The following is a 19,470-nucleotide window of genomic DNA, read 5'->3' as shown; positions in this document are numbered from 1 at the left end:
GTAACCCGTTCGGGACCGGCACATCTCGACGGCGGCGGTTCACGATCTGCCCCCGGCAAGGGCGAAGGCCGCACCCGCGGCCGCCTCGGCATCGGCGAAGCGCCGCCCCGCCGCCAGGTACGCGGCCTTGTAGAACAGCGCCGTCTGCTGGAACGCCGTCACGGTGGCCAGGAACTCCTGCCCCTTCGCGCCGAACCCGCGCGCCAGCCCGGTGCCGGTGGGCAGGGCGGGGAACCCGCGCACGGTGTCGAGCCCGTGCCCGCGCTCGGCGATCCGCTCCAGCTCGGCGACGAGGTCGTCGCAGGCGGCGGCGAGCCCGCTCGCGACGTCCTCGTCCAGCGCGACGACCTCAGCGCCACCCTCCCGCGCCGCGGCGTAGAGCGCGCGCGCCGCGGACTGCCCGGTATCCGGAATTCCCATGTGCCCCACCCATCTGGCGTTACCCCTGCTCATGGGCACTGTACCGGCGGGTACGCACCCGTGGGCGGCGGAAACGCCGGTGTCGGCTGATCTGGCGCACCGAGCCTGTCGCCTAGACTGGCGCCGATCGCCGAGGGGGAGGGGACTAGTGAGCGAGGCTGCCGACAATCCGGCGCTGCCCAAGTATCTGCAGATCGCCAGGCACTTCGCCGGCCGCATCGAGGAGGGGGAGCTGCCGCCGGGCGCCGAGGTGCCGTCCGAGCGCGAGCTGGCGGCGCAGTGGAGCGTTGCCCGGCTGACCGCCAACAAGGCGCTGCGCGAGCTGCGGCGGCTCGGGCTGGTCGAAACTCGGCCGCAGTCGGGCAGTTTCGTCGTCGAGCGGGCGGTGGCGGCCATCGCGAGGGACGAGCCGGGGCTACATCTGGGTTACCCGGGGGAGGGCTACCGCTGGCCCGCGCTCGGCGCCACCCCGGATGTGGTGGCCGACGCCGAGCCCGGCCTCGCGGGCGGCGCCGTGACCGACCCCGCCGTCCGGCTGCTGCGCGCAGGCGCGGAACCCGCGCCGGACTCGCTGCGCGCGGAGTTCCCCGGTCCGGGCGCACCGGTGGCGCGAGTCCGGTTGGTGCGCGGCGATTCCGGGGTCGCGGCACTGGTGACCTCGTGGTTCGCGCCCGGGTTGGCGGAAAGGGCGCCGCTGCTGGCGCGGGCGGAGGCGCTGCCGGGCGGGTCGGGCCGGTACCTCGCCGAGGTGGCCGGTGTCCGGGTGGCATTCGGCCACGACCGGGTCACCGCCCGGCTCGCGAGCGCCTGGGAACGGGAGCAGCTCGGGCTGCCCGACCCGGCCGCGGTCCTCGTGCGCCGCTCCGCCCGGCACACCGCCGACGGTGCCCTGGTGCGGGTGGATGACGTTGTCCAGCAACCGGACCGCTGGTTCGCGGTCTGACGCGCCGACGACACGCCGTTACCACATTGACACCACCCGGGGCACCGCTGGAACAATCCACATGGGCTCTGGCGCAGCCCGTCCAAGGGGAGTGGGGAGGGGTGCCATGGTGGATCCATTGACCGGCGGTGGGTGGTTGATCGTCGACGAGCGGTGCGCGGTGCGGCTGGGGCGGGAGGTCAGGCCGGGGTACGTGACCTTCGTGTTCGAGGGTGCGGCAACGGAAGTCGAGATCACCTTCGCGCCCGGCGTTCTGCGCCGCATGCTGGAGTTGAGCGGGAGCTAGGCGGGCCGGGTCGCGCTGACGTATTGCAGCAGGCGGTGGATTTGCTGGTCTATGTCGGTGAGGCCCGCTTCGGCGAAGAGGGCAGGGAAGGTGGCCGTGTCGAAGACTCGGAGACCGCCCGCGCCGCCGACCGCGGTGCTCACGGTGCCGAACCAGCCGGGGGCGCGGTGGCTGGTGCTGATCGCGATGCGTCCGCCGGGGGCAAGCACCCGGATCATCTCCCGGGTGGCTCGGAGCGGGTCGGGGATGAGGTAGAGGGCGCCGAAGCAGCAGACGGCGTCGAAGGCGCCGTCGGCGAAGGGCAGGGTGCGGGCGTCGCCGCGGACGTAGGCGGCGCGGGCGGCGGTATTGTCGCGGATCGCCTGGGCGAGCATGGGTTCGGAGTAGTCGAGTCCGATGACCCTGCCCTCGCCGGTGAGTTCGCGGCTCAGGTGCCTGGTGAAATTGCCTGGGCCGCAGGCCAGGTCGAGGACGCGCTTGGGGCCGCAGAGCCGCAGCGTGCGCGCCGCGTCGCGGCGGTCGGTATCCATGCTGCGGCCGCTGGCCAGGTAGAACAGCGCGGGGCGCCAGGCGCGCTCGTAGACGGCGGCGAGCGCGGGCGCGTTCATGGTGCGGCGGGCGAGGTTCACCGGACCGGCTCGACCTCGATGGTCATCCCGGCCGCGCGCAGCCGGTCGGTGAGGGCGTCGCCGATGGCGGCGGCGGGGGTGAGGATGCCGGTCAGCTCGCTCTGCTTCTCCCGGTCGAAGGCCAGCGCCAGCCCGGTCTCGGCGAACATCACCGCGGTGGCCTGGTAGCCGGGGTCGCCCTTGCCCTCGAAGGTGGCGAGGTAGGTGGTGCCGGAGGTGGTGTCGGCGTAGGTCTTCATCCGGAACCAGCCGTTCCTCCTGGTCTGCTCGCTGGGGCCGGTGCCAGGCGCGGGCAGCACGGTGTCGAGCACCTTGCGCCCCACCGCGGAGCGGCTCAGCAGCGCGGTGGTCGCGACGCCGGCGACGGTGCCGCCTGCCAGCGCGGCGGCGGCGATGGGGGCGAGCGGCGAGCGGCCCGCGCTCATGACCTCGCGGTACCGGAAGTTCTTGCCGTACACCCAGCCGAGCAGGCCATTGCTGCGTCGCACGATCTTGGTGTTGTGCGCCGCCATGACGAAGGTGCCGACCCAGCCGGGCAGCCCGGGGTGGATGGCGCCGGCGCGCTGCAGCGTCTGGTCGGTCTGCCTGCCGACCTTCGGCTCGCGCTCGGTGTCGGGGCTCAGCGCGTACGGGTGCGTGAGCAGCTTGGCCTTGGCCGGGTCGGCCGCGGCCTCCTCGACCATGGCGCGCAGCGAGTCGACGGTGCCGCCGCTGACCCCGCCCTTCACCGCGGCGATCAGGGTGACGTCGGTGAGCTCGCCGGTATTGTCCGCGACCGTCCGCTTGTACAGCTGGTACACGCTGAGGTCGGAGGGCACCGAGTCGTAGCCGCAGGAGTTCAGGATCTTGGCGCCGCTGGCCACCGCGATGTCCTGGTACCGGTCGATGGCCTCGCGGACGAAGGACACCTCGCCGGTCAGGTCGCCGTAGTGGGTGCCCGCGTGCGCGCAGGCCGCCACCAGCGGCATGCCGTAGCGCAGGTACGGCCCGACCGTGGTGAGCACCGCGGTGGTCCTGGCGACCATGGCGTTCAGCGTGGACGGGTCGTTCACGTCCGCCTCGATGAGCTCCCACTCCGCCGCGACCGGCCCGAGCCCGCTTCGCACCTGCTCCAGCTTGCTCCTGGTGCGCCCGGCCAGCCCGATCCTGGCGCCCGCGGGGGCGGCCCCGGCCAGGTACTCGGCGATGAGCTTGCCGACGAAGCCGGTGGCGCCGAAGAGCACCAGGTCGAGTTCACGGGTTTCGGGCATGGGTGCGGTCCCCTTCGATGGTTCGGACAGGTCAGGAGCGCTTGGCCTTGCGCCGGGCGGCGGGCGGGGTGGTGGGACGGCGCCCGGCCGGGCGCTCGGCCAGCCAGGCGTGGTGCGCCTTGCCGAGCTCGGTCACCGGCGGCTCGTCGTAGAGCCACTCGCGGGCCACCAGGTGCCAGTTCGCGGTGCAGCCGAGCTGGCCGAGCATGCCGAAGGTGAGGAAGTCGGCGCGCCGGGAGAACAGGTGCTCCGGCGGCAGGTTCTGCTGCTTCATGCCGGTGAACTCGCCGGCCCGCGGGTCCACCGCGAGCAGGAAGGCGCCGCTGGCCAGCTCCGGGGTGATGGTGAGCTCCTCGTCCACCAGACACCACTCGGAGGCGGAGAGCACGTACTCCAGGCACTCCTCGGCGCCGATCTCCTCCGGCGAGTCGATCACGCCGCGCTGGATCATGAGCTCGCGCAGGTCCTCGGCGCGGTCCTCGGCGGCGGCGCGCAGGCAGGTGATCTCGAACCGCACGTGGTCGGCGTCCATCCGGTTGTACAGCCCGAAGTCCAGGAAGCCGACCCGGCCGTCCGCCGCGAGCAGCACGTTCCCGGGGTGCGGATCGCCGCAGAACTCGCCGAAGGTGAAGAGCGACCCCATGTAGAAGCGGTAGATGATCTCGCCGATCCGATTCCGCTCGGCATCGGGCAGCTTCCGCACCTCGTCGAAGCCGCGGCCGTCGATGTACTCGCTGACCAGCACCCGGGTGGTGCTCAGCTCCGGGACGGCCCGCGGCACCACGATGAACGGGTGGTCGGTGTAGAGCGCGGCGATCTGCTGCTGGGTGCGCGCCTCGGCCCGGTAGTCGAGCTCGCCCTCCATATTGAGCCGCAGCTCGTCCAGCACCGCGGGCGTCACCCATGGCATGGCGGACTGCAGCACCTTGCGGAACATGGCCAGGTTCTTCAGGTCGGCGCGGACCGCGGCGTCGATCCCCGGGTACTGCACCTTCACCGCGACCCGGCGGCCGTCGTGCAGCACGCCGAGGTACACCTGGCCGATCGAGGCCGCCGCCACCGGCTCGTCGCCGAACTCGGCGAAGATCTCGCCGAGCGGCCTGCCCAGATCCTCCTCGATCACCGCGCGCATGGCGTCGAAGGAGACGGCGGGCGCGGCATCGCGGAGCACCGCGAGCCGCTGCTGGAACCGCTCCCGGTGCGCCTCCGGCACCAGGTCCAGGTCGAGCACCGACATCATCTGGCCCAGCTTCATGGCGACGCCCTTCATGGTGCCGAGCACCATGACCACCTGCTCGGTGGTGCGGATCATCGACTCCTCGGCCATCTTGGCGCGCACCGCCTCGGAGCGCCCGCGCATGGAGAGCCGGGTGCGGCGGGAGCGGATCATGGAACCGGCGGCGACCGCGCCGAGCTTGGTGCCGCGCGCGAGCCGGGACGTCGGCACGTGCTTCGCCATCGAGAACCTCCGTTGGTGCCCGCGCGGTGACATGGGCCACCCGCTCGGCATCAGCCTAACCGGAGTCGCCGACGTGTCGAGAACGTCTGTGACCCGGGCCACTCCGGCGAAGTTACCGGTCGGTTCTACGACTGCGGCGGATCCGGCAGGACGTGCGGCTGCGCGGCGAAGGCCGCCCGCGAGCCGCCCGCCCGCGCCATGCCCTCGATGGCGCTCCAGGTCATCATGGTCAGGTAGTCGATCACCTGGTCGCGGTCCATGGTCTTGTGCGTGGTCCACCAGTGCGTGGCCAGCTGGATCCCGCCGACCAGCACATACGACCAGAGCATGGCGCCCTCGGTGTCGATGCCCTTCTCGGTGGCGCGGTCGGTGATCACCGCGGCGACCACCTCGGCGAAGAGCCGCTCGAACTCGGCGAGCGAGGATTGATCCGCCGAGCCGTTGCCCATGATGAAGCGGTAGACCTCGGGGTCTTCGTCGACCGTGCCGACGTACTCCGCGAGCGCCGAGCGCACCAGCTGGTACTCGTCCGCGTCCAGGCTGATCGCGCCGTAGACCCTGGGCATCAGGGTGGTCTCGATGAAGCGCTGCATGGTGGCCCGGACCAGGTCGTTCTTGTCCGAGAAGTAGCGGTAGAGCACCGTCTTCGAGACGCCGATCTCGGCGGCGATCTCGTCCATTCCGGCGGTGCTGCCGCGTACCCGGACGGCGGCGAGCGTGCCGTCGACGAGTTCTTCGCGGCGGTCGATCTTGTGCTGGCGCCAGCGGCGTTTCCGGCCGTCCATCCGGCCGGTCCGCACCGCGGGCGGTCGATCAATCACTTCGCCGAGTTCGACGAGGTCTTCGGTGGACAGCGTGACTCCTCGGTCGTGTTGTCGGATGCTCTGGGTGCCGGTGCGGCCTCCAGCCTAGTTCGCGATGCGCGGGATAGGGAGGAATCGTCGACGATGCGGCCGGTAACACATATCCGGGCACTTCCGCCCCGAGATGGACAGAATGGACCCATGCACACAGATCCCGGCACCACGGCGGTGCTCGAACCGGCTGGCGGAAAGCCCGCGCCCCCGGGACTCGGCAGCCTGATGGACGAGGAGGCCAAGAAGCGCGACCTGCGCCGGATGAAGGTCGTCGCGACCGGTCTGCTCGCGCTGGCCACCGTCGTCTACCTGTTCTGCCGCTGGCTGGAATCGCGCGGCCAGGGCGACCCGTGGGTCGGCTACGTGCGCGCCGCCGCCGAGGCGGGCATGGTCGGCGCGCTGGCCGACTGGTTCGCGGTGACCGCGCTGTTCCGGCACCCGCTCGGCCTGCCGATCCCGCACACCGCCATCATCCGGAAGAAGAAGGACCAGCTCGGCGCCAGCCTCGGCAATTTCGTCGGCACCAACTTCCTCGCTCCCGAGGTGGTGTCGGCGCGGCTCGCCTCGGCGCAGGTGTCGCTGCGGGTGGGGCGCTGGATGGCGCAGCCGGAGAACGCCGCGCGGGTCGCGCAGGAGAGCTCGACGCTGCTGCGCGCGGTGGTCGGGGCGCTGCGCGACTCCGACGTCGAGCAGATCATCGACAACACCATCGTCAAGCGGATCGCCGAGCCGCAGTGGGGGCCGCCGATCGGCCGGGTGCTGGCCGAGCTGCTCGCGGACAACCGCCAGCTGGCGCTGCTCGACCTGCTCGCCGAGCGCGCGCACCAGTGGGCGCTCGGCAGCCAGGAGACGATCGACCGGATCGTGAACCGGGACGCGCCGCAGTGGGCGCCGAAGTTCGTCAATGTCATGCTGTCCGAGCGCATCTACCGCGAGCTGGTGGAGTTCACCTGGAAGGTGCGCTCCGACCCGGAGCACGAGGTGCGGCTCGCGGCGAACAAGTTCCTGGAGGAGTTCGCGCACGACCTGCAGCACGACGCGGCCATGATCGCCAAGGCCGAGCGGATCAAGAGCCAGGTCATGGGGCGGGCCGAGATCACCGGCATGGCCGAGGCCACCTGGCGCGCGGCCAAGCGGCTGATCCTGGAGTCGGCCGACGACCCGAACAGCACGCTGCGCCGCAAGGTGGACGAGAACGTGCGCAGGCTCGGCGAGCGGCTGCGCGACGACGAGGCGATGCGCGGCCGGGTGGACGACTGGATCGACCGCGGCGCCCGCTACCTGGTCGGGAACTACGCGGCGGAGATCTCCACCCTGGTCACCGATACCGTCGCGCGCTGGGACGCGGACGAGGCGAGCAAGAAGATCGAGGTGCAGGTCGGCAGGGACCTGCAGTTCATCCGGATCAACGGCACCGTGGTCGGCTCGCTCGCCGGGCTGGCCATCTACACCGTGTCGCACCTGATGTTCGGCGGCTGAGCGGAGCTAGCACTTTCGCTAGCGGGGCGCTTGCAAGAGCTAGCACCTTCGCCTACACTCGATCCCGTACAACCCACCGGAAGGTGAGTGATGGCAGAAGATCCCGAGATGTCCGTAGCCGGCGAGAAAGCGGCACGCGTCGTGCATGCGGCGCAGGACATCGGAGGTTTCATCCGTTCGCAGCGGGAGGCCGCGCAGGTGTCGCTGCGACAGCTCGCCGCTCTGGCCGGGGTGAGCAATCCGTACCTCAGCCAGATCGAGCGCGGGCTGCGCAACCCCTCCGCCGAGGTGCTCGCTCAGATCGCCAAGGCGTTGCGGGTGTCCTCGGAGGTGTTGTACGTACGGGCCGGCTTTCTCGAGCAACGGCCACACAGTCCGATCCGGGACGCCCTGCTCGCCGACACCACGATCAGTGAGCGGCAGAAGCAGGTGCTCCTCGACATCTACGAGTCGTTCCGCCGGGAGAACGGCACCAACGGCTCGGGGACTGGCCGGGACGACGACGTTCCACGCACGAATACCGACGGCCTGATCGAACAGGCCCCGCGGAGCCAGGAGAACGAAACACCATGACCGAGAAGAACGCCACCGTGACCAAGCCCCTCTTCGCCACCGTCGGCGCCGGTGACGCCGTGTACACGGCAGTGCTCGACGCGGTCGGCCAGGTGCGCGAGCGCGCCGTGGCCGCCGACGTGCAGACCCGGGTCGACGAGGCCCGCGAGCGGCTCACCAGGGCCGAGGTGCAGGCCCAGTTCGAGACGCTGCGCACGCGGCTGTCCGGGCTGCCGTCCGAGCTGCCGGAGGATCTGGCCGCGCTGCGCGAGAAGTTCACCCCGGAGGAGCTGCGCCGGATCGCCGAGCAGTACTACCGCCAGGCGCTGGACATTTACGCCGACCTCGCCTCCCGCGGCGAGGAGACCGTCGACCGGCTGCGCACCAGCAACCAGGTCGTCGACGAGCGCATCCAGCGCGTCGAGACCATCTACAACGACACCGTGAAGAGCGCCGAGGGCGTCGTCGGCCGGGTCAGCGACCTGCTCGGCCGCCAGGCCAAGGCCGCCGAGGAGAAGGCGGCCGAGGTCGTCGACGCCGCGCCGGTGGTCGAGGCCGAGGTGGTCTCGGTGGCCACCGATGTGGCGCCGACCGAGGGGCAGGCGCCCAAGAAGGCTCCGGCCAAGAAGAAGGCCCCGGTCGAGAAGGTCACCCCCGACGAGGTGTGACCCCCGCTGCTCCGTGTGCCCCCGCGTCCTGCCTGGACGCGGGGGCACACCCCTATCATGGGTGGCGTGAACACGGTGAACGGACTGACCGGGATCATCATGCTCGTGCTCTGGGCGCTCGCGTTCGGGGCGACGGCATTCGCGCTGATCCACGCCCTGCGCCAGCGTTCCGATGCCTTCACGGCGGTCGACAAGCTCACCAAGCCGATCTGGTCCGGGATTCTGGCGGTCGCGCTGCTGCTCCTGCTGCTCTCCTTCGGCGGCCTCGGGCTGCTCGCCTTCATCTCGATCATCGCCACCGGCATCTACCTCGCCGACGTCCGCCCGAAGGTGGACGAGGTGCAGCGCGGGCCGCGCTGGTAGCGGCTGCGGGGCTGGCTCCCGCGCTCCTTCGGGGTTACTGTAAGTATCAGTAACACAAAGGAGTGTCCCATGCGTGCGAAGACGCTGCGCAGGATGGCCGGGTACCGGGCGAGGCTGCGGTCGCGCACCTACGCCACCGCCCTGCTGAACCGCCCCACCGCCCCGCACCGCACGCTCGATGTGCGCGCGGCCGACGGCACCCGGCTGCGGGTGTACGCCTACGGCCCGGAGAACGCGAAGCCCGTGGTGCTGATCCACGGCTGGACCTGCGCCATCGAGTACTGGAACGCGCAGATCAACACCTTCGCCGGCGAGTACCGGGTGATCGCCTACGACCAGCGCGGCCACGGTGGCAGCGAGCTCGGGCGCGGCAAGCTCAGCATGGACGTGCTCGCCGACGACCTGGTCGCGGTGCTCGACGCCGCGCTCGCGCCCGGCGAGCGCGCGGTGCTGGTCGGGCACAGCCTCGGCGGGATGACGGTGCAGGCCTGGGCCGCGCGCTACCCGGAGCGGGTGCGCGAGCAGGCGCGGGCCGTGCTGTTGACAAATACCGCCTCCGGCCGGCTGGTCGCCGAGACCACCGTGCTGCCCTGGTTCAACCGCACCGTGCGCCTGCTGCGCCGCAAGCTGGCGCTGCCGCTCGTGGTCGGCCGGATCGGACTCGGGCTGCCGATCCTCTTCCCGCCGGTCGCGCCGATCCGCTGGCTCTTCCTCCGCGGCATCATGCACCCGAGCTCCACCAGGGAGCTGCTCGACTACAGCATGGGCGTGGTGCGCTCCTGCCCGTCGCTGGTGCGGGCCAAGTTCGGGCTGCTGCTGGCCGAGATGGACCTGGGCGACGCGGCGCGGCACCTCTCGGTGCCGACCACGGTGCTGGCGGGGGAGCACGACCACCTGACCCCGCGGGTGCACGCCGACCGGATCGCCGAGCTGCTCCGCGAGTCCGGCAATCTGCAGCGCCAGGCCGTGCTTCCCACCGGGCACCTCGGCAATGTGGAGGCGTACCCGCAGTTCAACGAGGAACTGGCCCGGGTGCTCGCCGCCGCGGACGACGAGCGGGTCCGGGCCGCGGGCTAGGTCCTAGGAGAAGACCACGGTCCGGCGGCCGTGCACGAGCACCCGGCCCTCCAGGTGCCAGCGCAGCCCGCGGGCCAGTACGACGCGCTCGATATCGCGGCCCTGGCGCACCATGTCGCGCACCTCGTCGGCGTGGTCGATCCGGGTGACGTCCTGCTCGATGATCGGCCCGGCGTCCAGCTCCGCGGTGACGTAGTGGCAGGTCGCGCCGATCAGCTTCACCCCGCGGGCGAAGGCCTGGTGGTAGGGGCGCGCGCCGACGAAGGACGGCAGGAAGCTGTGGTGGATATTGATCGCCCGTCCGGCCCAGTGCTGGCACAGGTGCGCGGGGAGCACCTGCATGAAGCGGGCGAGCACAACGGCGTGCGGGTCGTGCGCGTCGACCAGCTCGCGCACCCGGGCGAAGGCGGGGCCGCGCTCGGCCGGATCCTTGGGGAAGGGCACGTGGTGGAAGCGCACCCCGTGCGCCTCGGTGATCCCGGCGAGGTCGGGGTGGTTGCCGATCACCGCCTCGATGGTGGCGGGGAGTTCGCCGGAGGTGGCCCGGCCGAGCAGGTCGTGCAGGCAGTGCGCGTCCTTGCTCACCAGCAGCACCGCGCGGCGGCGCTCGCCGGTGTCGTGCAGCTGCCACTCGGTGCCCGGCCCGAAGTCGGCCGCCACCCCGGCGAAGCGGTCGCGCAGCTCACCCAGCTCGAACGGAACGGTGTGCGCCGCGATGGCCTGCCTGGTGAAGAACCAGGCATTGTCCGGGTCGGAGTAGTAGCCGGCCTCCACGATGGAGCCGCCGAACTCGGCGATGAACGAGGTGATCCTGGCGATGATGCCGGGGCGGTCCGGGCAGCCGAGGGTCAGCACGAAGCGCCGGTCGTTCGGGGCGGAGGTCATCCGCCCATCCTTGCAAACCGGGTCAGAGCTCGTAGAAGGCGTCCGCGTAGCGGAACTCCCCCGCGATCCGGTCCTCGAAGGCGGTGAGCGGGCGCACCTGGAGGTGCGTGGCCCACTCCGGGCGGTCCGGCGCGATGCCGTACCGCGCGGCCGGGGCGAAGCCGAAGCGCGGGTAGTAGTCCAGGCTGCCGAGCAGCCCGACCAGCGGCTCGTCCAGCGCGTCGGCGGCGCCGAGCGCCGCGTGCACCAGCGCGGCGCCGATGCCGACGCGCTGCCGCTCCCGCAGCACCCCGAGCGGGCCGAGCGCGAGCACCGGGAACGGCCCGACCGCGGCCCTGGTGAGGCAGACGTGGCCCAGGACGGCGCCGTACTCCTCGGCCACCAGCGAGAGCGTCGGGATCCAGGCGTCGCCGCCGCGCAGCGCGCCGACCAGCCCGACCTCGACCGGGTCGGGGGCGGCGCCGGGGGCGGAGTCGGGGCCGGCGGGCACCGCGGCGCGTTCGGCGAACGCGCTCCGGTGCACGGCGGCGATCCCGGCGATATCGGCGGCGCGTTCGCGGCGGATCAGCACCGTTCGAGTCTCCCCTCCAGCGGCGGAGGCACGCAATGCAATTCGCCGCCCGTGTGCCAGACTTTCACCTCATGGCAGAACCCGCGTGGCCGAGCCGGGCCGAAGTCGCCGCCGTCATCGACCACACGCTGCTCGCCCCCGAGGCGACGGTGGAGCGGGTCGCCGCGCTGATCGCCGAGGCGCGCGAGCTGGGGGTGCTCGCCATCTGCGTCTCGCCGGCCATGCTGCCGGTGCGGGCGCCGGGGCTGGTGGTCGCGACGGTCGCCGGGTTCCCCTCCGGGAAGCACCACTCGCTGGTCAAGGGGGCCGAGGCCAGGCTGGCGGTGGAGCAGGGCGCGGACGAGGTGGACATGGTGATCGACGTCGGCGCCGCCGTCGCGGGTGACTACGCGGCGGTGCTCGCCGATATCGTCACGGTGCGCGAGGCGGTCGGCGAGCGCACGGTGCTCAAGGTCATCATCGAATCCGCCGCGCTGAGCGACGAGGCGATCGTCGAGGTCTGCCTGGCCGCCGAGCGGGCGGGCGCGAATTTCGTCAAGACCTCCACCGGCTTCCACCCGGCGGGCGGGGCGAGCGTGGCCGCGGTGCGGCTGATGGCGGCGACGGTGGGCGGGCGGCTCGGGGTCAAGGCGAGCGGCGGCATCCGCACGGCGGCGGCCGCGGCGGAGTTGCTTGCCGCGGGCGCCACCCGGCTCGGCCTCTCCGGCTCGCGCGCGGTGCTGGACGGCTTTCCGGCCTGAGCTCAGCAGCGGACCTCCTGGTCGCTGTTCTGGCTGTTCGCGGCCAGGTCGAAGTGGCCGCCGGTGAGGTGCACGTCGATGCCGCTGTCGGTGACGGCGATCCGGTCCGCGCGCATGCCGATCGGGAAGGCCTGCAGGCTCTCCGTGAAGAGGTCGACGATGCCCTGCACCAGGTCGGTGGGGAGCCCGATGCCGAGGAACTGCGCGCCGGTGGTGTCGACCACCACCCGGTCGCCGCGCACCTGCGGGCGCACCTCGAGCTGGGCCAGCCCGCCGAGCACATCCATGGTGACGGTGCCGCTGCTCGCGGCGGACTTCACCCCGCTCACCATGCCGGTGAGGGTCTGGGCGATGCCCTCGTTGCTCCAGGTGACGTCGGCGGAGGAGGCGCCGACGCTGCCGCCGCCGTCGTCGTTCAGCACGACGTCGGTGAAGGTGGCGTGCACGATCATGCCCTCGGCCGGGCCGAAGCGGTTGTCGTTGCTGTCCACCGTCACCTCGGGCACCTTGCCGTCGATGTAGGTGAGCAGCAGGGGTTTGGGGCCGAAGGAGACATCGATGGTCGAGCCCATCTCCCGCTCGAACTGGGAGCTGATGCATTGCGAGATCCGGTGCCTGGCGTAGGCCTCGGTGCCGACGACGGCGGTGCCGAGCAGGAGAACGACCACGACGAGGGCGATCACCAGCGGACGCCGCCGGTGGGTGCGCCGGGCGAGGGACGGTGCTGTGCTCATGCCGCTCGATTCTTCCGCACGATTCTGAGCCGGTTCTGTGGACACGGTGAAGGCTCGGCCAAGCTCGGACCGCGGGGACGGAACCGGGCGAAATGTGACATGAGGCACAGCCTTACGGCGTAATCTCGGATCATGGCGGGCAACGATGCGAGCCGCCGCTTGCACGGCTGGGCGGAATTGCGGGAACTGGCGGCGCGGCACGCCGGGTTCTTCACGGCGCGGCAGGTGATGCGCGCCGGGTGTGAGGCGCGGGTGCGCGCCGGGCTGGAGGACGGCTCGATTGCGCGGGCCGCCATGGGGATGCTGCGGATCGCCGGGTCGCCGGTCGGGCCGCTCGACGAGTACGCCATGTGGGCGGCCTGGTTCGACGACGAGGTGGCGGTCTCGCACCAGAGCGCCGCCGATCTGCACGGGCTCGGGCGGCTGCGGCCACGGTTCCTGCACCTCTCGGTGCCCGCGGGGCGGCCGCCGGTGACGCCGCGGGTCGTCGTGCTGCGCCGGACACTGACCGGTGCCGAGGTGGAGTCGGCCGGGCCGTTCCTGGTGACCACGCCGGTGCGCACCGTGCTCGACCTCGCCGAGGGCGATATCGCGCAGGCGGCGCTGGACGAGGTGGTGGCGGATGCCGTCGCCATCGGCCGGTGCGCGGCGGTGGAGATCAGGGCCGCGGGCACCGGGCTCGCGCCGAGGGCCGCCGCCCGGGTGCACCGGGCGCTGGCGGCGGTGTAGTGGCGCGGCCGTCGGTGCCGGGTGGCGCGATGCGATGGCCGCGACCTGGCTCGGCTGTCGGTGCGGGGCGCGCGGGGGAGACAAGGCTCGGCTGCGGTTGCGGGACGCGCGCGAGTGGGAGACAAGGCTCGGCCGCGGTTGCGGGACGCGCGCGAGTGGGGGACATGGCTCGACCGCCGTTGCGGGACGCGCGCGGGCACCGCGTGGGACCAGCACGCTCAGGATGCCGGTGGCGCGGTGGCCGGCGCGACGTAATCCCACGGGACAGTCAGCACGCAGTCGCGCAGGCGGCGGCGGAAGACGCGCAGCGGGACACCCTGCGCGGCAAGCGCTTCCGCGGCCACCCGCCAGCGGAAGCGCGGCCCGAAGGGGGCGACCGGCGCGGCTTGCGCCCAGGCCCGGTCGGCGGCGGCGAGCAGCGCGTGGATCGGCTCGTCGGGCACATTGCGGTGGATGAGCGCCTTGGGCAGCCGCTCCGCGATATCGGAGGGCCGCTCGACGGTGAACGGATCCCAGGCCAGGGTGAGCGTCAGCGGCCCGGTGCGGTCGAGCAGGATCCAGGCGCAGCGCCTGCCCAGCTCGTCGCAGGTGCCGTCGACCAGCAGCCCGTCCGGCGCCAGCTTTCCGAGCACGGTGCCCCAGGCCGCGGGCACCGCGGACTCCGGGTACTGCCGCAGCACATTGAAGGCGCGCACCAGGATCGGCCGCAGCCCGGCCAGCTCGAACCCGCCGCGCGCGAAGGTGATGCCGTCGCGGCCGGGCACCACCCGCTCCGGATCGATCTCCAGCCCGGTCACCCGGACGTCGGCGCGCACCGCCCGCAAGCGGGCGGCGAGCTCCAGCGTGGTCCACGGCTGCGCGCCGTAGCCGAGATCGACCACCAGCGGGTCGGCGGCGCCGAGCAGCCGGGCTCGGACCAGCGGGTCGGCCACCAGCTGCCGGTCGCTGCGGCGCAGCCGGTTCACCCCGGTGGTGCCGCGGGTGACGGTGCCGACCGGCCGCCGGTTCAGTGCGCCGGGGTGCCCGCTTCCAGCCACTTCAGCGTCTCTTCGGCCTCGCCGCGGAACAGGTCGACCAGGTTCACCAGGATCAGCTGCTCCAGCCGCGGCCCGACCATGGGGATGAAGACCTTGGCCTCGGAGGAGAAGCGGATGGTGCTCCCGGTCTCGGTCGGGAAGAGCCGGATGGTGCCGTTCAGGCTGCCCGGCCCGGCCGGGATGGAGGCGGTGTACTTGCCGTGCACCTCGTCCTCGCGGAACGGGCCCCAGCTCTCCTTGCGGGTGATCACCATGTCCTTGCGGATTACGGTCTGCGCCATCTCCGGCAGCATCTCGCGCGGGATGATGTGCTCGAGCACGACCTCGATGCCGGTCTCCGCGGCGTCGACGCTGACCACGTGGTTCGGCGAGTACTTCCGCATCTCCTCGACCCTGGCCTCCCAGTAGTCGCGGGTCGACAGCGCCGCATACAGCTCTTTGGTGGTATGCAGCGGGTAGCGAGCGGAGTAGTCGAGTCGGCGAGCCATGAGCGGACACGTTACCGGTGCCCGCCCCGCGCCCGGCACACGGCGGGTGATGTGGGGAACGCCCACAAACCGCCCGCCCGCGGCGTGGTGCGGTGCCCCAGCCACGGTGCTCGGCGATCGGGCGTCCGCGCCCCGCCGCGTGGTTCGCCGCTCGGCGCGGTCAGTGCGCGGCGATCCAGGTGTCGGTGAACTCGGCCTCGTTGCCGAGCAGCTCGGTGAGCCGCTCCGCGATGGCCGCCTCGATCTTCCCGCCGAAGAGCGGCACCTTGACCTCGATCGTGCCGGTGATGGTCGCCACCGACCCGGAGCCGTCGGCGGCGAGCGCGATGCTGCCGCGCACCTCGGCGGGCGCGCCCTCGACCTTGGCGGTGAAGGTGCCGGTATCGCCGGTCCACTCCTCGACCCGCGGGATGACCAGGTCGCCGGGGCGCACCGCGGTGATGGCGGCCGGGAGCAGCTCGGCGGCGATCGCCTGCACCAGCTCGGCGTGCACCCGATCGCCCTCGACGGTGACCCGGTCCAGCCTGGCGTTCGGCCCGCCCACCTCGGCGACCCGGTCCTTCCAGTACTGCTCGTCGGCGATCGCCGCGCGCACGGCCGCGGCCGGATGGGAGTAGCGGGCGGTGTACGCCAGGGGGGTCGCCATGGTCGGACACGCTACCGTCTCCAGCGTGCGATCTACTCGGGTGGTCTCCTCGGACGAGGTACGCGAACTGCTGGCCGATTCCGGTGCCGAAGTGCGCCCCGACGTGCCGCTGGCCGGGCTGACGACGCTGCGCGTGGGCGGCCCCGCGACCGTGGCCGAATGTGCCGATGAGGCGGCCCTGATCCGTACCGTCGGCGCGCTGGACGCGGCGGCGATCCCGGTGCTGCTGCTGGCGGGCGGCTCGAATCTGCTCATCGCGGACGATGGCTTTCCCGGCGTCGTCGTGCGGATCGCGAACGCGGGGGTCGAGCTGAGCACCGACTCGGTGCTCGCCGAGGCCGGTGCGGTCTGGGACGACGTGGTGGCGCGGACCGTCGCGGCCGGGTTCGGCGGGCTGGAGTGCCTCTCCGGCATCCCGGGTTCCGCGGGCGCGACGCCGGTACAGAACGTCGGCGCGTACGGCGTCGAGGTGGCCGGGCTGCTGCGCCGGGTCCGGTTGCTGGACCGGGCGAGCGGTGCGGTGCGCTGGGCCGACCCCGCCGAGCTCGGCTTCGGCTACCGGACCAGCGTGCTCAAGCACTCGGATGCCGCCGTCGTGCTCGCGGTGGAGTTCGCGCTGGACCCGACCGGCGCCAGCGCCCCGCTGCGCTACCGGGAGCTGGCCGCGGCCTTCGGCGCCGAGGAGGGTGAGACCAGGCCCGCCGCCGAGGTCCGCGACGCGGTGCTGCGGCTGCGCGCGAGCAAGGGCATGGTGCTGAACCCGGCCGACCACGACACCTGGAGCGCAGGCTCGTTCTTCACCAACCCGGTGGTGCCGGAGCCAGAGGTGGAGCGGGTGCGGGCGGCCATCGCGGCCACGGTCGGCGACGTGCCGGTGCCGGTCTACCCCGCGCCGGACGGGGTCAAGTTCTCCGCGGGGTGGCTCATCGAGCGGGCCGGGTTCGGCAAGGGCTTCCCCGGCGCCGACGCCCCGGCCCGGCTCTCGACCAAGCACACGCTGGCGCTCACCAACCGCGGTGCCGCCAGCGCCGCCGACCTGGTGGCGCTGGCGCACACCGTGCGCGACGGGGTCGCCGAGCGGTTCGGCGTGCGGCTGCACCCCGAGCCGGTGACGGTCGGGCTCACCGTGTGACGGCGATCGCACCGGCGTAGCGCGCGGCCGCGCGTAGATTCGAGGAAGTGCGCATACGCCAGGCTTCCCGAAGGTCAGTGGCCGTGCTCGCGGCTGTCGTGTTCTCCGTGCTCGCGCTGCTGCTGGCGGGCTGCGGCTCCGGCGGCTCCGGGTCGCAGCCGCAGGCCGCCGAGCCGGTTGCCGAGGTCACGCTGAACCCGGGCGCCGACGCCACCGGCGTCAGCCCGACCGCGGGGGTCTCGGTCGCCGTGCGGAACGGCACCATCGACCGGGTGGCGCTGAGCAATGCCGCGGGCAGGCAGATCACCGGCGAGCTGAGCCAGGATCGGCGCGAGTACACCGTTACCGAGCCGCTCGGCTACGACGCCACCTACACCTGGAGCGGAACCGCCATCGGCACCGACGGCAAGCCGGTGCCGATCGAGGGCGGGTTCAGCACGCTGGCGCCGAGCGGGACCACCCCGGCCACGCTGAATATCGGCGACGGCCAGGAGGTCGGCATCGCGGCGCCGATCATCCTGAAGTTCACCGGCCCGGTGCCGGACAAGGCGGCGGCCGAGAAGGCGCTCACCGTCAGCACCGACCCGCCCACCGAGGGCGCGTGGGCCTGGCTGCCCGACGACGGCGGCGCCCGCGCGCACTGGCGGCCGAAGAGCTACTGGCAGCCGGGCACGACGGTGCACGTGGAGGCCAAGCTCTACGGGGTGGCGCTGGGCGGCGGCGCGTACGGCGACAGCGATCTGACCACCGATTTCAGCATCGGCCGCAGCCAGATCGTGCAGGCCGACGCCAGCACGCACCGGATCCGGGTACTGCGCGACGGCGGCACCGTCTTCGACTTCGCCGCCAGCTACGGCGAGGGCAACGAGCCGCGCAATGTCACCCGCTCGGGAATCCACGTGGTCACCGAGAAGTACGAGGACTTCATGATGTCCAACCCGCCCTACTACGAGAACGTGCGCGAGCGCTGGGCGGTGCGGATCTCCAACAACGGCGAGTTCATCCACGCCAACCCGGAGTCGCTGGCGGCGCAGGGCTCGGCCAATGTCACCAACGGCTGCATCAACCTGTCCCCGGCGGACGCCGCGGCCTACTTCCCGACCGCGCGCTACGGCGACCCGGTCGAGGTCACCAATACCTCGATCGCGCTCTCCGCGGCCGACGGCGACATCTACGACTGGGCCATCGACTGGCCGACCTGGACGTCCATGTCCGCGCTCAGCGGTTAGCGCCGCGGCGGCTCGGGGTCGGCGCCCTTGTCGGCAGCGGCGTCCGCCTCGACCTCGGCCTCGACCCGCCGGTGGTCGGCCTCGTGCCGCGCCACCTCGGCGTCCCGCTGGGCGAGCAGGTCGCGGATCTCGATGAGCAGCTCGGTCTCGGTGGGCTCGGCCGCCTTCTTGGTGCCGAACCGGTTGGTCAGGTGCCGCATCGGCATGATCAGCACGAAGTAGAGCACCGCCGCGACGATCATGAAGTTCAGGATGGCGCTGATGATCGGGCCGATCTCGACGAAGGTGGCCGGCTTGCTCGACACCAGCCGGAACCCGAGCCCGAGCTCGTCGGTGCCGCCGAAAACCGCGAGCAGCGGGTTGATCAGCCCGCTGGAGAACGAGGTGACGACCGCGGTGAAGGCGGTGCCCATGACCACCGCGACCGCGAGATCGATGACATTGCCCCGCAAGAGGAAATCGCGGAAACCTTTGAACACGACCGGATCACTCCCACTGTCTCTACTGCCCGAACCGGTCCGATGCTAGTGGGTGGCACCCCGCCCCGCTGGGTCAGGAGCGGCGCGCGAACCGGCTCGGCGGGGCCTGGTCGCGCGGCGCCACGGTGATCTGGTCCAGGTTCACGTGTGGCGGCCTGGAGGCGACGAAGCCGACGATCTCCGCGATGTCCTGCGCCACCAGCGGGTCGATCCCCTCGTACACCTTGGCCGCCTTCTCGGCGTCGCCGCCGAAGCGGACCAGCGAGAACTCGGTCTCCACCGCGCCGGGCGCGATCTCGGTGAGCCGCACCGGCTTGCCGAGCAGCTCCCCGCGCAGGGTGCGGTGCAGCACCGCCTGGGCATGCTTGGCCGAGGTGTAGCCGGAGCCGTTGTCGTAGGCGTGGAAGGCGGCCACCGAGGTGATGGTGACGATCAGCCCGTCGCCGGACTCGATGAGCTCGGGCAGCAGCGCCTTGGTGACGCGCAGCGTGCCGAGCACGTTCGTTTCCCACATCCAGCGCCAGTCGTCCAGGTCGGCCTCGGTGACCGGGGCCAGCCCCTTGGCGCCGCCCGCGTTGTTCACCAGCACCGAAACGGCCGGGATGGCGGCGGTGAAGGCGGCGACCGACTCGTCCGAGGTGACGTCGAGCTCCAGCGCGGTGCCGCCGATCTCCTCGGCCAGCGCCCGCAGCCGGTCCAGCCGCCGCGCGCCCACGTAGACGTGGTACCCCTGGGCGGCGAGTTGCCGCGCGGTGGCCTCGCCGATTCCCGAGCTGGCTCCGGTCACGACGGCATTCAGGCTGCTCATGGTCTCGAT

Annotated in this window: 24 protein-coding genes; 11 read left to right on the top strand and 13 right to left on the bottom strand. The window is 72.1% G+C overall.

What is annotated here, in order from left to right; genetic code table 11:
- Positions 1 to 39: 39 nt before the first annotated feature.
- Positions 40 to 420 carry a hypothetical protein gene (locus NH2_RS14765; protein ID WP_067653824.1) on the bottom strand — a complete coding sequence of 127 codons (381 nt, stop codon included), beginning with the start codon at positions 418 to 420 and terminating at the stop codon, positions 40 to 42.
- Between the two features lie 148 nt (positions 421 to 568).
- On the opposite strand from NH2_RS14765, the gene NH2_RS14760 reads away from it, so the two are divergent.
- Positions 569 to 1,363: a GntR family transcriptional regulator gene (locus tag NH2_RS14760; RefSeq protein ID WP_067653822.1), complete on the top strand. Its 795-nt coding sequence runs from the start codon at positions 569 to 571 to the stop codon at positions 1,361 to 1,363.
- Between the two features lie 106 nt (positions 1,364 to 1,469).
- The gene (locus NH2_RS14755; protein WP_067653820.1) at positions 1,470 to 1,649 is read left to right on the top strand and encodes a hypothetical protein; all 180 of its coding nucleotides are present in this window, start codon (positions 1,470 to 1,472) and stop codon (positions 1,647 to 1,649) included.
- Here the strand turns inward: NH2_RS14755 and NH2_RS14750 are convergent.
- The 4 genes from NH2_RS14750 to NH2_RS14735 form a co-directional block, all read right to left on the bottom strand.
- Complete coding sequence (locus NH2_RS14750) at positions 1,646 to 2,278, bottom strand: class I SAM-dependent methyltransferase (protein ID WP_067653818.1); 633 nt, start codon at positions 2,276 to 2,278, stop codon at positions 1,646 to 1,648. The two genes, NH2_RS14755 and NH2_RS14750, sit on opposite strands and share 4 nt — an antisense overlap.
- Positions 2,275 to 3,528, bottom strand: coding sequence for a saccharopine dehydrogenase family protein (locus NH2_RS14745; RefSeq protein WP_067653816.1), 1,254 nt, complete (start codon positions 3,526 to 3,528; stop codon positions 2,275 to 2,277). The genes NH2_RS14750 and NH2_RS14745 overlap by 4 nt, the downstream gene beginning before the upstream one ends.
- Positions 3,529 to 3,559: 31 nt before the next feature.
- A complete protein-coding gene (locus NH2_RS14740) occupies positions 3,560 to 4,987 on the bottom strand; it encodes an ABC1 kinase family protein (RefSeq protein ID WP_067653814.1) in 1,428 nt (475 codons plus the stop codon).
- 125 nt (positions 4,988 to 5,112) lie between these two features.
- Positions 5,113 to 5,787 carry a TetR/AcrR family transcriptional regulator gene (locus NH2_RS14735; RefSeq protein ID WP_067653812.1) on the bottom strand — a complete coding sequence of 225 codons (675 nt, stop codon included), beginning with the start codon at positions 5,785 to 5,787 and terminating at the stop codon, positions 5,113 to 5,115.
- Positions 5,788 to 5,991: 204 nt separating this feature from the next.
- On the opposite strand from NH2_RS14735, the gene NH2_RS14730 reads away from it, so the two are divergent.
- The 5 genes from NH2_RS14730 to NH2_RS14710 all read left to right on the top strand — a co-directional run bounded on the left by NH2_RS14730 (position 5,992) and on the right by NH2_RS14710 (position 9,983).
- Positions 5,992 to 7,323, top strand: a complete 1,332-nt coding sequence (locus NH2_RS14730; protein ID WP_084505553.1) for a DUF445 domain-containing protein — start codon at positions 5,992 to 5,994, stop codon at positions 7,321 to 7,323.
- A gap of 90 nt (positions 7,324 to 7,413) precedes the next feature.
- Positions 7,414 to 7,896, top strand: coding sequence for a helix-turn-helix domain-containing protein (locus tag NH2_RS14725; protein WP_067653808.1), 483 nt, complete (start codon positions 7,414 to 7,416; stop codon positions 7,894 to 7,896).
- The gene (locus tag NH2_RS14720; RefSeq protein WP_067653806.1) at positions 7,893 to 8,543 is read left to right on the top strand and encodes a heparin-binding hemagglutinin; all 651 of its coding nucleotides are present in this window, start codon (positions 7,893 to 7,895) and stop codon (positions 8,541 to 8,543) included. Before NH2_RS14725 ends, NH2_RS14720 begins: the two co-directional genes overlap by 4 nt.
- Positions 8,544 to 8,600: 57 nt before the next feature.
- Positions 8,601 to 8,906: a DUF2516 family protein gene (locus NH2_RS14715; RefSeq protein WP_067653804.1), complete on the top strand. Its 306-nt coding sequence runs from the start codon at positions 8,601 to 8,603 to the stop codon at positions 8,904 to 8,906.
- Positions 8,907 to 8,975: 69 nt separating this feature from the next.
- Positions 8,976 to 9,983 (top strand): alpha/beta fold hydrolase, encoded by a 1,008-nt coding sequence (locus tag NH2_RS14710; RefSeq protein WP_067653802.1) that lies wholly within the window; start codon positions 8,976 to 8,978, stop codon positions 9,981 to 9,983.
- A gap of 3 nt (positions 9,984 to 9,986) precedes the next feature.
- Here the strand turns inward: NH2_RS14710 and purU are convergent, their stop codons facing one another.
- Together purU and NH2_RS14700 are read right to left on the bottom strand one after the other, a co-directional pair.
- Entirely contained in the window at positions 9,987 to 10,868 is an 882-nt protein-coding gene (gene purU, locus NH2_RS14705; RefSeq protein WP_067653800.1) for a formyltetrahydrofolate deformylase, read from the bottom strand.
- A gap of 22 nt (positions 10,869 to 10,890) precedes the next feature.
- Complete coding sequence (locus NH2_RS14700; RefSeq protein ID WP_067653798.1) at positions 10,891 to 11,439, bottom strand: GNAT family N-acetyltransferase; 549 nt, start codon at positions 11,437 to 11,439, stop codon at positions 10,891 to 10,893.
- A 71-nt stretch (positions 11,440 to 11,510) separates the two neighbouring features.
- Here NH2_RS14700 and deoC point away from each other — a divergent pair, with 71 nt between their 5' ends.
- Complete coding sequence (gene deoC, locus NH2_RS14695) at positions 11,511 to 12,179, top strand: deoxyribose-phosphate aldolase (RefSeq protein WP_067653795.1); 669 nt, start codon at positions 11,511 to 11,513, stop codon at positions 12,177 to 12,179.
- A gap of 2 nt (positions 12,180 to 12,181) precedes the next feature.
- On the opposite strand, the gene NH2_RS14690 is transcribed toward deoC, so the two are convergent.
- Positions 12,182 to 12,913, bottom strand: coding sequence for an LmeA family phospholipid-binding protein (locus NH2_RS14690; RefSeq protein WP_084505552.1), 732 nt, complete (start codon positions 12,911 to 12,913; stop codon positions 12,182 to 12,184).
- A 132-nt stretch (positions 12,914 to 13,045) separates the two neighbouring features.
- Between NH2_RS14690 and NH2_RS14685 the strand changes: the two genes are divergently transcribed.
- On the top strand, positions 13,046 to 13,642 hold the full coding sequence (locus NH2_RS14685; protein ID WP_067653793.1) for a type IV toxin-antitoxin system AbiEi family antitoxin domain-containing protein: 597 nt from the start codon (positions 13,046 to 13,048) through the stop codon (positions 13,640 to 13,642).
- Between the two features lie 218 nt (positions 13,643 to 13,860).
- On the opposite strand, the gene NH2_RS14680 is transcribed toward NH2_RS14685, so the two are convergent.
- From NH2_RS14680 to NH2_RS14670, 3 genes are all read right to left on the bottom strand, one after another.
- Positions 13,861 to 14,679: an O-methyltransferase gene (locus tag NH2_RS14680; protein WP_245650580.1), complete on the bottom strand. Its 819-nt coding sequence runs from the start codon at positions 14,677 to 14,679 to the stop codon at positions 13,861 to 13,863.
- The gene (locus tag NH2_RS14675) at positions 14,649 to 15,167 is read right to left on the bottom strand and encodes a DUF2505 domain-containing protein (RefSeq protein ID WP_067653791.1); all 519 of its coding nucleotides are present in this window, start codon (positions 15,165 to 15,167) and stop codon (positions 14,649 to 14,651) included. Before NH2_RS14675 ends, NH2_RS14680 begins: the two co-directional genes overlap by 31 nt.
- A gap of 160 nt (positions 15,168 to 15,327) precedes the next feature.
- Positions 15,328 to 15,813, bottom strand: coding sequence for a DUF2505 domain-containing protein (locus NH2_RS14670; protein ID WP_067653789.1), 486 nt, complete (start codon positions 15,811 to 15,813; stop codon positions 15,328 to 15,330).
- Positions 15,814 to 15,853: 40 nt separating this feature from the next.
- On the opposite strand from NH2_RS14670, the gene NH2_RS14665 reads away from it, so the two are divergent.
- Both NH2_RS14665 and NH2_RS14660 read left to right on the top strand, forming a co-directional pair.
- The gene (locus NH2_RS14665) at positions 15,854 to 16,945 is read left to right on the top strand and encodes a UDP-N-acetylmuramate dehydrogenase (RefSeq protein WP_245650593.1); all 1,092 of its coding nucleotides are present in this window, start codon (positions 15,854 to 15,856) and stop codon (positions 16,943 to 16,945) included.
- A gap of 83 nt (positions 16,946 to 17,028) precedes the next feature.
- Positions 17,029 to 18,174, top strand: a complete 1,146-nt coding sequence (locus NH2_RS14660; RefSeq protein ID WP_174552835.1) for a L,D-transpeptidase — start codon at positions 17,029 to 17,031, stop codon at positions 18,172 to 18,174.
- On the opposite strand, the gene mscL is transcribed toward NH2_RS14660, so the two are convergent.
- Both mscL and NH2_RS14650 read right to left on the bottom strand, forming a co-directional pair.
- Complete coding sequence (gene mscL, locus NH2_RS14655) at positions 18,171 to 18,653, bottom strand: large conductance mechanosensitive channel protein MscL (protein WP_067653784.1); 483 nt, start codon at positions 18,651 to 18,653, stop codon at positions 18,171 to 18,173. The two genes, NH2_RS14660 and mscL, sit on opposite strands and share 4 nt — an antisense overlap.
- A gap of 73 nt (positions 18,654 to 18,726) precedes the next feature.
- A complete protein-coding gene (locus tag NH2_RS14650) occupies positions 18,727 to 19,461 on the bottom strand; it encodes an SDR family NAD(P)-dependent oxidoreductase (protein ID WP_067653782.1) in 735 nt (244 codons plus the stop codon).
- Positions 19,462 to 19,470: the final 9 nt, after the last annotated feature.

It is taken from the genome of Nocardia harenae NBRC 108248 (assembly GCF_001612885.1).
GTDB classification, from domain to species: Bacteria; Actinomycetota; Actinomycetes; order Mycobacteriales; family Mycobacteriaceae; genus Nocardia; species Nocardia harenae.
The sequence above is the reverse complement of the archived record's forward strand: the minus strand, read 5'-3'. Positions and strand labels throughout refer to the sequence as shown.